Raw genomic sequence first — 15,997 nt, 5'->3', positions numbered from 1 at the left:
AAATGGCGTTTTTTGTTTTATCGTAACTGCATTTACAGTTATATTGTGAAGTATAGATTCAACGTTAATTAAGGTAGCTAAAAATGGATAACGCACAACAAGTAGAATTAGAAGCAGCGGCATTTCGTCGTTTATTAAAGCATTTAGATAGCCGTAAAGATGTGCAAAATATTGAGTTAATGAACACTGCTGACTTTTGCCGTAACTGTTTATCGAAATGGATGTTAGCGGAAGCTCAAGAGCGTAATATTGAGATGACAGACGAGCAAGCCCGTGAACATATCTACGGTATGCCATACAGCGAATGGAAGGCGAATCATCAGTTACCAGCGACACCGGAACAGATGGCGAAGTTTGAAGCGTTAAAAGCGAAGAAGTAGTTTAAACATACAGGTGATAAACTGAATTACTTAATGCTAGTGTCACGCCTGTAAGAGTTTAGTGATTTGTTTTGCTGCTTGCTGGTAATCTAATTCAATTAAGTGAAACATCTTTTACGGGGCGCTGGGCGAGTTAGCCGACAGGCTAGTATTACGACCGGAAAGAGCTCTGGGATTCCTTTTTTTAGCCTGCATCTTTTGAACTTTTGTGTTTAGTGTTTAATAAATGAATATCTTGAATTAGATTTTCATTTATTAAAACGAATACCCATTATGCGGTGACCCGCATAATGGCAGGCTAAAAAAGGGTGCGCAGAGCTTACCCGCTCATGAGACCAACCTGACGGTTGATTCGCCAAGCGCCCCTAATATTAAGCTTTGCTTAATCGCTGTCGCTACTAATTTTTTACTCTCTATCTAATATCAATTGCCACATGGCTTCATAGTTGAGCATGTTAAGGTGCTTTTTGGTACTTTGGTGCTTTATTTTGTCTTGTTCGTTGTTATAAGGGCCGGTAGCGCATAACTCACAGTAGGCTTCACCTTTATATAACGATTCATTCAATTGTGATTTGATGGCATGCGCGGAGTTGTCACTCCATACGTAGGTGATGCCTTTGGTGTCTTTAACATGTTTATCGCGGTCGACATTTCGTACTTTGTAACCAGGGAAAGCATCAATATTAAAATCGTGCCAGCCTAGGTAATCAATATTAGTGTTTCTGTGTAACGCATTCTCAATGTTCCACTCTTTATAAGGCTTCACATCTTTTGAGGTGATGTAACACAAGCGCGCGCCATTTGGATCTAAAAAGTGCTCAAATGAGTTAACTAAAAAGTGACGTAATAGCTGACGGTTTAGCGTATTGATATGTACTTCTTTGCACTTTTCTTGAAACTCTTGATGTGATTTAAAGGCTGGGATCAGCGGGAACTGAAAGATCACTAAATCAAAACTATGCTTTTCTAATGTTGACCAAGCACCAGGATCCGTGACGTCGAACTCACATAAGACAGGACATTGCTGATCTAATAATGTTTGGTAATCATTGTGTGCATATTTGCCTAATAACACGTCACTCGTATCTAATACGGTTGCGGTTAAACTTGCTGGCTGGTGGTGAGTTAATAAAGAAGCAGAAAAAGACAGATCGCCGTCTCCAACTGTTAATACTCGCCATGTTTTATCAATGATCATTATCTGTTCCTGTATTAAAAATCGCGCGCAGTATAGCAAAGAGGAGGGGAATGTTGTGTTATTTTTACGAAGAAAAAGAGCCTAAAACTTATTAGGCTCAATAGGAAAGGCGAAGTTAACTATCTGATGAGGTTAATAATGCATCGAAAGCTTCATTGCCCTGTAGGTTTTCAAAATCACTTTCGTCAGCGGCTAATTCTCTTAATGCAGAACGACCCTCAATGGCTTTCTCTAAATCGCTAATTGCTTGATCTTCCACACCTAAACAGGCATAAGCACAGGCGCGTTGGTAGAAAGCATCTTGATTGGTATCATCCATGTCTAATACGCGGTTACAAATACTCAATGCCCAGTGGAACTCTTTTAATTCCATTGCAGCATCGGCTTTAGAGGTTAATGCTTCTAAGTCACCAGGTCGGATTTTTAAGATAGCATCATAGGCCGCCATTTTTTGCTCTGGCGTTTGACCTTTTTGCGCACGTAACCAAAGGTTATGAATTTCGTTAATCTTTTCGATTTCAATATGGTTATCGGCAATACGTAATGTTTTTCTTCGTAAATCTTTTTCTAAGGTTTTAAATTTCTCTTCATAGGATTGTGCAATCATTTTAATTTCAGCATTGGCTTTTTTGGTGGTGTTCACACGAATCTCATGCAATGACTTCCAACCAAATAGGGCAACTAATGACGCTACACCGGCAATCACGTAGAAGAAGAAGTTCACGGTTTGCTCTGCGTAACTTAATGATTTGTCTGCAACGTCTAATTCACGATCAGTGATTTGCACAGTAAGGCTGCGCTCTAGATCTTGTAGATCGTGGCGTAAAACTTTTAGCTCATCTAAGACATAACGCTCAACTAAGGCTTTTTCAGCGAAGATTGGTGTGTTTGATTGCGCTTCTCTCGCCGCTAATGCCGATTCAACCGCAGCTTCTAATTTTTGCACATGTTCAACTGCCGTAGCAGATTGCTCTGTTACAGGCTGTGTAGTTTCTTCTTCTGCCCATAACAGAGATGAAATGATGCTGAAAAATGCAAATAGTATAACTTTAATTGGCATAAACCGGTGTCCTTTGACGCACTAAAAATTGAACGTGAAAGTATGAACTAAGCGCACAGTATTACAATACCAAAGCTAACATTTCTGCTTGATATTGCAATTAATTACAGGTTGAATAGTGGGCTTATTCCATCCATGAGAAATAATTATGCAAGAGCCTGAAAGTCATCAAGAAAAGTGGTTGTCTGGTTTCATGAAAGAAACCTTTAAAGAGCAGAAAAGAACCCGTCGTTGGGGAATCTTTTTTAAATTACTAACCTTTACTTACCTGTTTGTTGGTTTGTTTTTATTTATGAATACAGGGTTATTAGATAAAAAGACCGCTACACAAGTAGAGCATACTGCCATGGTAGTGGTAAATGGGGTGATAGCCGCTGACGAAGATGCGAATGCTAATAGTATTGTGAGTTCATTAAGAGCTGCATTTAAGGATGAACATTCAAAAGCGGTGATGATGGTGATTAATAGCCCGAGCGGTAGTCCAGTTCAAGCGGGTTATGTGAATGATGAAATTAAACGTTTACGTGGTTTATACCCTGAGAAAAAACTGTATGCAGTGATTGCAGAGTTAGGTGCATCGGGTGGATATTACATGGCGGTGGCTGCTGATGAAATCTATGCTGATAAAGCAAGTTTAGTCGGTTCTATTGGTGTGACTGCATCAGGGTTTGGCTTTGTTGATTTAATGAAGAAAGTAGGGGTGGAGCGTCGTCATTATACTTCAGGTGAGCACAAAGCTTTCTTGGATCCGTTTTCTCCAGCTAAAGAGGAAGAGGGCGAGTTTTGGCAAGGTGTTTTGGACAGTACTCATCAGCAGTTCATTAAAGTAGTGGAAGAAGGTCGTGGAGATCGATTAGTTAAAGATAATAAAGACTTGTATTCTGGGTTAATTTGGAATGGTGAACAGGCTTTAAAAATGGGCTTAATAGATGGTTTAGGTAGCCCAGGCTATGTCGCAAGAGAAGTGATTCAAGCGGAAGAGATTGTAGATTATTCAATTAAACCGTCACCATTGGAAAGCTTTACAGAAAGTTTAGGCTTATCAATCGGTGAAGGTGTTGCTACGTTATTAAATAGCTCAAATGCGTCAATGGAATTGAGATAACACTGGCTATTTTGAGCTAGTATCTTCTTACATTGATAACGCCTCTGATATCAGAGGCGTTTTTGTTGGTGGGGCGAGTTAGCCGGCAGGCTAGTGTTACGAGCGGAAGAGCTCTGCGATTCCTTTTTTAGCAACTTAGTTAACTGAAACTCAATTAAACGAAACATCTTTTGAACTTGGGGCGCATGCTTCAGCTTGCAGATTTTTTTGTGTTGAGTGTTTAATAAATGAATATCTTTAAGTAGATTTTCGAGTATTCAGGGAAATAGTTGTATGCGATGGCTCGCATACTGGCAGGCTGAAGCCAGCGCCCCGGATATTAAGCTTCGCTTAATAGCTGTCGCTAGTCGCTGGTATTTATCCTCAATAATAAACCAAGCGCTTTGGATATTAAGCTTCACTTAATAGCTGTCGCTACTATAAGCTGTATTTATCTCCAATAATTACGACTCATTTATCAAGTTGTTTAATTTTGTGGGGAGTTATGTCTCGCTTTACTCAATGGAGCTATGCAATAACTTTTATACTGACTTCAACCTGCTTTTTCAGGCTGAAGCGCTATCCTACTTTTACTACTTAACTATTACTCAATTGCTTTTAATGTGGCTTTTAGTAGTTTCCAGTAGTTATCTACTGAGGCTATTTCTATTTTCTCATCTGGGCTGTGTGGGAACTTGATGGTTGGGCCGAAGGAGATCATGTCCCAGTGCGGGTAGTTTTCGCAGAATAAACCGCATTCTAGTCCTGCATGAATAATCATCGTCTTGGGTTTGTGATCGAATAGTTTTGTATATTCTGTTTCCATCACTTGGTAAATCGCTGAATCAGGATTTGGTGTCCAACCCGGATAATTACCTTCTTTAGCAACTCGTCCGTCATATTTTTTAAAGTGTGCTGCAATCTGATCTGCACGCTGATGTTTGTCTGCTTCTATTTGCGAACGTACTAATACTTGAATAGCAAATTGATTCATCAAACCACTTTGTTGTGTGATCACACCAAGGTTGCTAGAGGTTTCTACTACATTAGGAAAGTTATCATCCATTGCGTAAATACCATTTGAACAAGATGCTAGGGCATTGATCAAGTTATCGTGACAGTGGTGGGTTAACACTGAACCTGGTAAGTCACAGGGTTGGAGTGTCACGGTAAAGTTATCTTCACTTTCTCGGTATTTGTCTCTTAAGCTTACCTGTAATGTATTGACCACGGTTTCTAAACTATTTTGATATTGTGCATCGCACACGATCACTGCGCTGGCTTCTCGTGGAATAGCATTACGTAAACTACCGCCAGAAAGTGATGAGATTAAGAAAGGTGCTGCATCAAGATTAGTTAATACATTAGCAAGCTCTTTAATAGCATTCGCTCGACCTAAGTTAATGTCTACGCCTGAGTGTCCGCCTTTTAAACCAGATATCGTTATTTGGTAAGCGCTGTCAGTAATATCCGTTTCCATTTTTTCAAAGGGAAGCAAGATATTAACGTTCACTCCGCCCGCGCAACCCACGTATAGTTCACCTTCTTGCTCTGAGTCGGTATTGATGAACACTTTCCCTTCTAGTTGCCCAGCTTCTAAACCAAAGGCTCCGGTCATGCCTGTTTCTTCATCGGTAGTGATCAATACTTCTAATGGACCATGTTCAATGTTTTTATCAGCTAATACCGCTAAGCATGATGACATGCCAACACCGTTATCTGCACCTAGGGTCGTATGATCGGCGCGTAACCATTTACCATCTACAATAGGAGTGATTGGGTCGGTTAAAAAGTTATGTACTTTATCATTGTTCTTTTGCGGCACCATATCGAGGTGACATTGCAAAATAACCGGTGTTTTATCTTCATATCCTTTAAAAGCGGGCTTTTTAAGTATTAAATTACCGATTTTGTCTTTTACACAGGCAATGTTATTTTCTTTTGCCCAATTTATAATCCAGTTTCTTAATTGCTCTTCATGCTTAGAAGGGTGAGGAATTGCGCAGATATTTTCGAAGAATGACCAAACTGGAGCTGCTGAATGTGATTGTAATTGTTGCATAAACAGGCCTTTTGCCGAATAAAATGAAAATAACCTCAGTTTTTCTTGGTTTAAAATTCAAACACCATCAATTTTTAAATTTTTTATATAAATCGATTTGTATGAAAAATAAACAGAGGTTATTGTGTAAAAACAAGCCCTAAATACACTTAAACAAGTTGAGCCTTTATTTACGAACTTTAAGTAACTCAATAGAAATAATAATGCCAAGTGAAATTTATTTACATTATTATAAATCAATAGGTTACTTTGTTTTTGTTGTTGTTTAAATTGGTTGCTTTCTTATTCGTTACGCTACGCGCTTTAGTGAATAAATCCAATCCCTTTACTGACTAAATTTGAGAAATTTGATCGAGATAACTTTTGTGACGGGGGTCATATCTTCTAAAGTAAAAATTAATAAGATAAATTTTTAACAAAATGTAAAATTTGATTGGTCAATTGGACTGAAGATCTCATAAAATGCACGGAATTTGCCAAATTTTACTATTTTCTGGTGAAAAAATGCTCTGCATGGCCTCACTCAGATTATATAAATTTTTATTTATTTGTTTTATTTATGGAGGTTAACTTGAGTCATTCTGCCATACTGGTGTTGGAAGATGGGACTGTCTTTAAAGGCGTATCAATAGGCGCTGACGGGAGTTCTGTTGGTGAGGTTGTTTTTAATACGTCAATGACCGGCTACCAAGAAATCCTAACTGATCCATCCTACGCAAGACAAATCGTCACTCTCACTTATCCCCACATCGGCAACACCGGCACCAACCAAGAAGATGAAGAATCCCCAGCAATTCATGCTTGTGGTTTAGTTATCCGTGATTTACCTCTCCTAGCAAGCAATTTTCGAAATCAAGCCTCTTTAAGCGAATACTTAGTATCACGTAATGTTGTTGGTATTGCTGATATTGATACGCGTAAGCTAACACGTATTTTACGTGAGAAAGGTGCACAAGCGGGTTGTATTATCGCTGGTGAAAACATTGATGAAGCTGCTGCATTGGCTCAAGCTAAAGCATTTCCTGGTTTGAAAGGTATGGATTTAGCGAAAGAGGTGACAACAGCAGAGTCATTTGAATGGTCTGAAGGTAGTTGGACGCTAACTGGCGGTTTACCTGCACCAAAGACAGATTGCAAATACCACGTAGTTGCTTACGATTACGGTGTAAAACGCAATATCTTACGTATGTTAGCAGACCGTGACTGTAAGTTAACAGTAGTACCAGCGCAAACACCAGCCGCTGAAGTACTAGCAATGAACCCTGATGGTATTTTCCTTTCAAATGGCCCTGGTGACCCAGAACCATGTACTTACGCCATTGAAGCGATTCAAGCCATTTTAAAAACTGATATCCCAGTATTTGGTATCTGTTTAGGTCACCAGTTACTTGCATTAGCAAGTGGTGCAAAAACAGTGAAAATGAAGTTCGGCCACCACGGTGCTAACCACTCCGGTGAAAGACATTGAGCGTGATGTAGTGATGATCACTAGCCAAAACCACGGTTTTGCAGCAGACGAAGCAACACTACCTGCTAACTTACGTGCAACGCATGTTTCATTGTTTGATGGTTCTTTACAAGGTATTCATCGTACTGATAAAGCGGCATTTAGTTTCCAAGGTCACCCTGAAGCTAGCCCAGGTCCACATGATGCAGCACCACTATTTGATCACTTCATTGAATTGATTGAACAGTACAAAAACGCTTAGTTGAACCGGATAACCTTGTGTTCGAAGGCTTTCGAACACATTGAACAGATATAAAAAGGTAATTTCAGATGCCAAAACGTAATGACTTAAAAACCATCCTTATCATTGGTGCAGGCCCGATTGTTATCGGCCAAGCTTGTGAATTTGACTACTCTGGTGCACAAGCATGTAAAGCACTAAGAGAAGAAGGCTACCGTGTAGTACTTGTAAACTCTAACCCTGCAACCATTATGACTGACCCAGAAATGGCCGATGCTACTTACATCGAACCAATTCACTGGGAAGTGGTTGAGAAAATTATCGCTAAAGAACGCCCATGTGCAGTTTTACCAACAATGGGTGGCCAAACGGCGCTTAACTGTGCACTAGAGCTTGAAGAAAAAGGCGTGCTAGCAAAATACAACGTTGAGATGATTGGTGCAACGGCTGATGCCATTGATAAAGCAGAAGACCGTAGCCGTTTTGACGCTGCAATGAAGAAAATTGGACTTGAATGTCCACGTGCCGGTATCGCACACACAATGGAAGAAGCTTACGGCGTATTAGAGATGGTTGGCTTCCCTTGTATTATTCGTCCCTCTTTCACCATGGGTGGAACAGGCGGTGGTATTGCATACAACCAAGAAGAGTTTGACGAAATTTGTTCAAACGGTTTAGATCTTTCACCAACAAACGAATTATTGATTGATGAATCATTAATCGGTTGGAAAGAATATGAAATGGAAGTGGTTCGCGACAAAAATGATAACTGTATCATTGTATGTGCCATTGAAAACTTCGACCCAATGGGTATTCATACGGGCGATTCAATCACAGTTGCACCAGCACAAACCTTAACAGATAAAGAATACCAATTAATGCGTAACGCTTCTTTAGCAGTATTACGTGAAATCGGTGTTGAAACAGGTGGTTCAAACGTACAGTTTGGTATTAATCCAGCAGACGGCCGTATGGTATTAATCGAGATGAACCCACGTGTATCACGTTCATCTGCATTGGCGTCTAAAGCAACGGGTTTCCCAATTGCTAAAATCGCTGCAAAACTGGCGATTGGTTACACGCTTGACGAATTACAAAATGATATCACTGGCGGCAAAACACCAGCATCATTTGAACCAACGATCGATTATGTTGTTACTAAGATCCCACGCTTTAACTTTGAAAAATTTGCTAACTCAAATGACCGTTTAACGACGCAAATGAAATCAGTTGGTGAAGTGATGGCGATTGGTCGTAACCAACAAGAATCAATGCAAAAAGCACTACGTGGTTTAGAAGTTGGTGCAGATGGCTTTAGCCCAATGGTTGACTTAAATGCTGCTGACGCAAAAGAAAAAGTATTATACGAATTACGTGAAGCTGGCGCTGAGCGTATTTGGTACATCGGTGATGCATTCCGCCTGGGTATGACCATGGAAGAAGTGCATAACATCACTAAAATTGACAACTGGTTCCTAGTTCAAATCGAAGATCTTATCTTAGAAGAGAAAAAACTAGCAGAAGGCGGTTTACGCTCACTAGATGCTGATTCGCTACGTAAACTAAAACGTAAAGGTTTTGCTGATAGCCGTATCGCTTCTGTGATTGGCTCTTCAGAAACTGAAGTACGTAAACTACGTGAAAAATTTGCATTACACCCAGTTTACAAACGTGTAGATACTTGTGCTGCAGAGTTCTCATCTGACACGGCTTACATGTACTCAACGTACGATGAAGAGTGTGAAGCAAACCCAAGTGATAATGAAAAAATCATGATCATCGGTGGTGGTCCTAACCGTATTGGTCAAGGTATTGAGTTCGATTACTGTTGTGTACATGCGGCTATGGCCATGCGTGCAGACGGCTACGAAACTATCATGGTTAACTGTAACCCTGAAACGGTTTCAACTGACTACGATACTTCAGACCGTTTATACTTTGAGTCAATTACATTGGAAGATGTGCTTGAAATCGTACGTGTTGAAAACCCTAAAGGTGTTATCGTGCAATACGGTGGTCAAACACCACTTAAATTAGCACGTGCACTTGAAGCGGCTGGCGTACCAATCATCGGTACTTCACCAGAAGCAATTGACCGCGCAGAAGACCGTGAACGTTTCCAACAAGTGGTTGAGCGTTTAGGTCTTAAACAGCCTGAAAATGATACAGTTACCACACTTGAGCAAGCGGTTGAATCTGCTAAGCGCATTGGTTACCCATTAGTTGTACGTCCTTCTTATGTACTAGGTGGTCGTGCGATGGAAATCGTATACGACGAGCAAGACTTACGTCGCTACTTTAAAGAAGCGGTCAGTGTTTCTAATGAATCACCAGTATTACTTGACCGCTTCCTAGACGACGCTGTTGAAGTAGATATCGATGCAATCTGTGACGGTACTGATGTAGTTATCGGTGGCATCATGGAGCACATTGAGCAAGCGGGTGTTCACTCTGGTGATTCTGCATGTTCATTACCTGCTTATACACTGAGCGCAGAAATCCAAGATGAAATGCGTGGTTACATCAAAGCATTAGCATTGGAACTCGGTGTAGTTGGTTTGATGAATACACAGCTAGCGGTAAAAGATAACGAGATTTACATGATTGAAGTAAATCCACGTGCTGCACGTACAGTTCCGTTTGTTTCTAAAGCGACAAGTGTGCCAATTGCTAAAATTGGCGCAAGCGTTATGGCAGGTAAAACACTGAAAGAACTAGGTGTGACTGAAGAAGTTATTCCACCATACTACTCTGTTAAAGAGGTCGTATTACCGTTTAACAAATTCCCAGTGCTCTGACCCAATCTTAGGTCCTGAAATGCGTTCAACGGGTGAAGTAATGGGCGCTGGCGTTACCTTTGCTGAAGCTTATGCAAAAGCAGAATTAGGTTCGACTAAAGAAGTGCCTGAAATTGGTCGCGCATTAATCTCTGTGCGTAACAGTGATAAAAAGCGTGTTGCTAAATTAGCACAACAAATGTTGGACTTAGGTTTTGAACTAGACGCAACACACGGCACTATGATCATCTTGCAAGAGTCTGGTATTGAAGCTCGCCTTGTAAATAAGGTTCACGAAGGCCGTCCGCACATTCTAGACCGTGTTAAAAACAGTGAATACAAATACATTGTAAACACCACAGAAGGGCGTTTATCAATTGAAGATTCACGTCAGCTACGTCGTGCAGCGTTACGTTACAAAGTAAACTACACAACCACGCTAAACGGTGCATTTGCAACCTGTCGCGCTCACACTGCTGACCCAACAGCAGAAGAAGCAACAGTAAGCTCAGTACAAGAACTACACAAGCGCGTTAATGGTTAATCATTAAATTGAACATTAATAGTTAGTTAAGTAGTAATAGAAAGCCACTCTTTGAGTGGCTTTTTTATGTTTTAAATAAAAAATATAATTGTTATAACATGGTTTTAATATACTAATGATAGCTATTTATTTGCTGTATCAATCAAGTGGCAAGCAGGGCTACGTAATATTTTAACGATTAACTCAGTTTGTCTGTGTGTAGAGGTTTTTGCCATTATCCGTTTAATATAGGTGCGTACTGTTTGATAACTTAAATATGTATTATTTGCTATTTCTGTCAGTGACTTGCCAGAGATTAACCCATCACAAACTAAACTTTCTTTAATAGTTAAATTATACAATTTACATAAAATATCTCGATCAACAACGATTTTGTTTTCACTATAAATAAAGACTGCAATGCCCGTGTTTGTATTTAAATTTTTTTGAATGAAAGGGATAAAGGCTAATGTTAATTCAGTATTGTCTTCCATTTTAAGCGGTAAAATATGTATTTCGCCTTCTGTTGAACACTCTTTTATCACTTTCGCTAATTGATGGCTCGTTTTTTTGTTTGATATCCCTGTTTTCTTGTCTAATTCTTTTAATGTCTTGTACTTATCTAAAATGAGCTGTGCATGATGATTGCAACAATGGATTCCACCTCTACTATCAAGTAACACAATTGGAATAAACATTTGTTGTAGAAATGAATCTTGTAGTAATGAGGTTTTATTATGTTTTTTTTGGATTAAAAATAGCTCTAATGAGTGTTTTAAATGGGGTAACAGTTGGCGTAATAATAGCTTATTAAATAGAAAATCCTCTTCCACTTCATTGTGAAGAAAAAAAGCCGGCAAACCCATTCATTATCATTGATTAAAACAATTGTCGTTACCAAACCATTATCTTTTGTAGTGACTTTTTCGTTTGCTAAGCACTGATCCTTAACGCTCTCACCTATAGGTATCTTTGATAGAGAAGAAATGAGCTCTCTTCTTTTAGTTGGAGAATTGATGATTAAGTTCGTTGAAGGTACGCTTTCCTTTACTCTCCAACAAATATCATCTGATGAATTTTTCTTGCTAAACACCTCAATGCTACTTAAACACATAGATAAAGTACGATTAAAATCCAGTAAAAAATCTATAAAACCAGCTGGTTGTATTAACGCACTGTAAAGCTGCTTTACTAAATGATCTAAGTTGCTGTCTTCCATGTACAACTCCTTTATTAACATCAATTAATATAAAACTTAATGTAATTAAAAGATTAATTCAGTCCACAAATGAGGATAGATCTGGCAATTGATATGTAATATGTTTTGGTTGTGTAAATATTATACACAAAGCGTCTATTATTTGTACTTTTGGCTACGTTAAACAGAATAAAAGGACTTATTTATGAAACTTAATCCACTGATATTAGCATTCGGAATTATTCCACTTACTGGTTGTGGCGGAGGTGGTGGAGATGACAGCAGCAATACCTCAACCTATAGCGTTACAGCAATTGATGGGTATTTACGAAATGCACAAGTTTGGTTAGATATTAATAGTAACTATCAATTAGATGATGAAGAGCCTAGTACTACTACAGGTGAAGGTGGTAATGCCGAACTTGATGTAACCGGTATTGAAAACCCTGAGCAGTATTCGGTAGTCGTTAAAGCTATTGCTAGACAAACTATTGATGAAGACACAATAACCACTAGCAATCCATCAGGTAGTTTAACTACATCATCATTTATTTTATCTGCTCCGGCAGGACAACAGATCATTACTCCATTATCTACGCTGATTGATCTCAAAATGAAAAATGGGCAGACACAACAAGAAGCCCTTACTGAATTATCTAGTGAGTTAAATATTGAAGAAACGGCAATATTGAATGATTACCTAGATACAGAGCAAGGTGCCGTTGCAGCAAAAGCAAAATCACTTATATTGTTAGGAGTTATTCCAGACTCAGAAGAAAATATGGCGGCACTCTCAGATGGTACAAGTAATATTGATGAGGTTTTAACAGAAAGCACATTGATAAGTTTACAGTCTATAGAAGCAGATCAACTATTGGTTAACGATGAGAACCAGCTAACGACTATTGATATTGTCGGTACCGATGATGTTGATTACGACCCCGATGCTAATGGTGCAGATAAAGATGGCGATGGAATTATCAATATATTAGATGCATTTCCTAATGATGTGTCTGAAACCGCAGATAGTGATAATGATAGTGTAGGCGATAATGAAGACGACTTCCCATATAACGCAACTGAAACAGTTGATACAGATAATGATGGTGTAGGCGACAATGAAGATCCTGATGCTAATGGTGATGGGGTTATTGATGTTGATGAAGCTGGATTCGAGTATGCGTCGTTCGAAAATAAACGACTTTACAATGTTTATTTAAAAGAAGCTGATAGTGGCGTTTACTACAATATCAATACCTATTTGTTTCATTCATCTAATGAAAACCTCGAGTTTGGTTATGGCTACCTTGATGAAAATGATGATTACTTTGTTGATGCTACAAGTTGGACGATAACTGATGGCTCATTAGTAATTCCTGACTACGGTTCTCGTTATAAGTTGATTGAATCAACAAACGATTATTTTAAAGTGTGTTACTCAGGTGATATCACTAATGATGTTCTCTGTGATGATTCTTATGCAAGTTATTTTTTCTTCGATAAAACAACAGCTAAAACGTTTATTAGCAGTAATTCGACGACTGGTACTAATATTGACCTGAGCAATATGACAGATTCAAGCCTAAGTAGTTACTTTAGTGCATTAGAATACGATGTCGCCGAGCAGGTTAGTACGATTGACTTATATGACATAGGCATTGACTCTTTATCTGGAATAGAGCAGTTTGAATTACTTGAAAAACTGTTTGCTGGTAATAATCACATCACAGATATATCGCCACTCAATAATTTCACACATCTTAGATACTTACAAATACAAGAGCAATTTGATAATGATACAAATGATGATCTTAATTTAATAAGCTACGAGCCTATTTTAACTATGCCTTCATTAACACGTTTAAATTTAACTGAGTATGGTGATTTACCACCAAACAATGCATTTGATTTAGCTGCCATGATTAACGGGCTAGATGATAAATCAAGTATGACTCGATTAGAGCTTTATGGTGTAGATCTCAACGAATGAGGGGGTTAGCGCGATTATTGATATGCCTAATTTAGAAAGGTTAGTCATTTCAGATTCTGCAACCGTTGATGATTTAAGTTCATTAAGCATGAATACTTGGCAACACCTCGAAAAGTTAGATCTTAGTTGGAATAATACTACGAGTAATGCTTCTTCCTATGAAGAGCAAGTAGCGGCTTTAGTAGAATTTAACCTTGACGACATGATAACCGCAGGGTTGAATCTATCACAACTAACTCAGTTAGGTCTTTCTCAAACAACCTTAAGTGACGACGATCTTTTAAATATTGCTACAAATGTAGGGAGTAATTTAGAGGTTTTACGTTTAAGGGATATCAATTTTAGCAATTATTCAAACCTTTTTGATAATCTTAATACTCCTAATTTAATCAGGTTATCTATAGGCACCTATATTACTGATCAAGAGAAAAAGATTGATTTTGATCTTAGTAACATCGATGACAACCTTACGCCAGGAAAGCTTGAAAGACTCTATTTAGAGAATGGTAATATTAGTCATTTTTCCATAAGTGAATTCAGTAGCTTGAAACGTTTAAGATTAAATGATTCATCTATTAGTGATATGACATTAACTGAATTTAATTCCGATATTCAACAGCTTACTGAGCTTGAAGATTTAGAAATTGATAACCTGATTATTGATGGTGAAGTGGTATATTGCAGTGATTTAGTACTATATTCTGGTACTGATTGTGAGGATGAAGAAGCCGATACAGTATTGTTTACCACTGAACTCATTAGTGGACAAACTTGGTATACCAGTGACTTTTTTGAATTGGTTTTTAACGAAGATGGAACCAGTTTAATGGCAACTAGCCTTATCAATTCAGAAGAATCAAATGAGGAGCCTCTTACACTTACTATAGATAGCGGCAATTTAATGATCGGTGATGACCAGGAGTTATCAATCGATACAGAAAATGATAATGCCTACAATACAACATTAACAAATTTAGACGACCAAACAGATGAAAAAATAATTTTGTACACTAACTTATCTGCATTTAAAGCTACGTTATATTCAGGATTATCAGACGGAATTACAATAGTGGATAGTAGTAATGATTCTACTAATTCAGGGTATTCAGGTTTTGAATTAGAAAGTGTTACTGCAATAGAAGATGGTGATAACCTTATTATTACAGTCAATGCAGCTGGTAATATTTTAACTGCGCTTAATTCATCTGCTCCGAACAATTATAATAATGTATTTTGGATCGGAATAAACCAATATTTTGACTTTGGGTTTAGCAAATCTGGCGAAGCATGGTTAGACCAAGATATTTGGGAAAATGGAGAATATACTGAGGGGAGTGAGGTAGATAGTAATGTTTATGAATATACGATCCTAGATGATACTGTTACTTTAACGATACCATTATCGATAATTCCTAGTAACGATTATCTATCAATTAAAGTAGAAATAGGTATTGATCAATTTGGTTCAGCAGATGAAGCAGAAGATGATGCTGCTTATGATGCTATTTATTTAGGTATTGATTGGTAAATAAAACCATTAATAGATATTGTTGCTGTCTCACTTGATGACAACAGTATCTATTTTTTTACAGAGCCTGTATTTTTTGGGGCTGCTCAAACGATGTTATAGCAATTGCATTAAATAAGTGCTCTCAATTTTGCGCAGGAAAAATGGCTTAGTTCAAGGTGTAATTTAAGCCTTTCGACGATTAACTTCGTTAATAGCCTATCGGAGAATTTACCAAAAGATGTTAGTGCTTTAATAGTTGTTCTATTGACGAAAATGACAACGAAGGAGTCAGTTATTTTAACAAATAAAATAGATCATTTACTTAGTGTGACTGGTATTATATAGGTTAGGTTAATCTTGTGAGCAAAATCCCCAATACTTTACGTAAGATGGGGTTTAGCTACTTTATTAATCACAGTAGAAACCATCATTGAAAGTTTTATATAAAATTAATTTTCTTGCTTGATAATTGCCTAGAGACCCATCACGTTATCTTCTCCTCCTTATCGCTATTTACTGACTTGCTT

The 15,997-nt window shown here is 38.2% G+C and carries 9 protein-coding genes and 2 pseudogenes; 6 read left to right on the top strand and 5 right to left on the bottom strand.

What is annotated here, in order from left to right; all coding sequences use genetic code 11:
* Positions 1-83: 83 nt before the first annotated feature.
* Positions 84-380 carry a DUF1244 domain-containing protein gene (locus ACLKL2_RS04465; protein ID WP_113818676.1) on the top strand — a complete coding sequence of 99 codons (297 nt, stop codon included), beginning with the start codon at positions 84-86 and terminating at the stop codon, positions 378-380.
* 406 nt (positions 381-786) lie between these two features.
* Here the strand turns inward: ACLKL2_RS04465 and ACLKL2_RS04460 are convergent, their stop codons facing one another.
* Both ACLKL2_RS04460 and ACLKL2_RS04455 read right to left on the bottom strand, forming a co-directional pair.
* On the bottom strand, positions 787-1,578 hold the full coding sequence (locus tag ACLKL2_RS04460; protein ID WP_413693530.1) for a class I SAM-dependent methyltransferase: 792 nt from the start codon (positions 1,576-1,578) through the stop codon (positions 787-789).
* A 115-nt stretch (positions 1,579-1,693) separates the two neighbouring features.
* Positions 1,694-2,638 carry a tetratricopeptide repeat protein gene (locus tag ACLKL2_RS04455; protein ID WP_413693529.1) on the bottom strand — a complete coding sequence of 315 codons (945 nt, stop codon included), beginning with the start codon at positions 2,636-2,638 and terminating at the stop codon, positions 1,694-1,696.
* Between the two features lie 148 nt (positions 2,639-2,786).
* Between ACLKL2_RS04455 and ACLKL2_RS04450 the strand changes: the two genes are divergently transcribed.
* The gene (locus ACLKL2_RS04450; protein WP_413693528.1) at positions 2,787-3,743 is read left to right on the top strand and encodes a S49 family peptidase; all 957 of its coding nucleotides are present in this window, start codon (positions 2,787-2,789) and stop codon (positions 3,741-3,743) included.
* A gap of 583 nt (positions 3,744-4,326) precedes the next feature.
* Here the strand turns inward: ACLKL2_RS04450 and ACLKL2_RS04445 are convergent.
* Entirely contained in the window at positions 4,327-5,784 is a 1,458-nt protein-coding gene (locus ACLKL2_RS04445; RefSeq protein WP_413693527.1) for an aminoacyl-histidine dipeptidase, read from the bottom strand.
* A 559-nt stretch (positions 5,785-6,343) separates the two neighbouring features.
* Between ACLKL2_RS04445 and carA the strand changes: the two are divergent.
* Both carA and carB read left to right on the top strand, forming a co-directional pair.
* A pseudogene (gene carA, locus ACLKL2_RS04440) lies at positions 6,344-7,493 on the top strand (glutamine-hydrolyzing carbamoyl-phosphate synthase small subunit).
* Positions 7,494-7,561: 68 nt separating this feature from the next.
* A pseudogene (gene carB / locus ACLKL2_RS04435) lies at positions 7,562-10,793 on the top strand (carbamoyl-phosphate synthase large subunit).
* 122 nt (positions 10,794-10,915) lie between these two features.
* Here carB and ACLKL2_RS04430 read toward each other — a convergent pair.
* Both ACLKL2_RS04430 and ACLKL2_RS04425 read right to left on the bottom strand, forming a co-directional pair.
* On the bottom strand, positions 10,916-11,605 hold the full coding sequence (locus ACLKL2_RS04430) for a helix-turn-helix transcriptional regulator (RefSeq protein WP_413693526.1): 690 nt from the start codon (positions 11,603-11,605) through the stop codon (positions 10,916-10,918).
* The gene (locus tag ACLKL2_RS04425) at positions 11,548-11,991 is read right to left on the bottom strand and encodes a hypothetical protein (RefSeq protein ID WP_413693525.1); all 444 of its coding nucleotides are present in this window, start codon (positions 11,989-11,991) and stop codon (positions 11,548-11,550) included. Before ACLKL2_RS04425 ends, ACLKL2_RS04430 begins: the two co-directional genes overlap by 58 nt.
* 184 nt (positions 11,992-12,175) lie before the next feature.
* On the opposite strand from ACLKL2_RS04425, the gene ACLKL2_RS04420 reads away from it, so the two are divergent.
* Positions 12,176-13,960 (top strand): hypothetical protein, encoded by a 1,785-nt coding sequence (locus ACLKL2_RS04420; protein WP_413693524.1) that lies wholly within the window; start codon positions 12,176-12,178, stop codon positions 13,958-13,960.
* Positions 13,961-13,982: 22 nt separating this feature from the next.
* A complete protein-coding gene (locus ACLKL2_RS04415; protein WP_413693523.1) occupies positions 13,983-15,488 on the top strand; it encodes a hypothetical protein in 1,506 nt (501 codons plus the stop codon).
* The last annotated feature ends 509 nt before the right edge of the window (positions 15,489-15,997 follow it).

Origin of the sequence: Psychromonas sp. KJ10-2, from assembly GCF_047323255.1 — a bacterium.
Classification (GTDB): Bacteria; Pseudomonadota; Gammaproteobacteria; order Enterobacterales; family Psychromonadaceae; genus Psychromonas.
The sequence above is the reverse complement of the archived record's forward strand: the minus strand, read 5'-3'. Positions and strand labels throughout refer to the sequence as shown.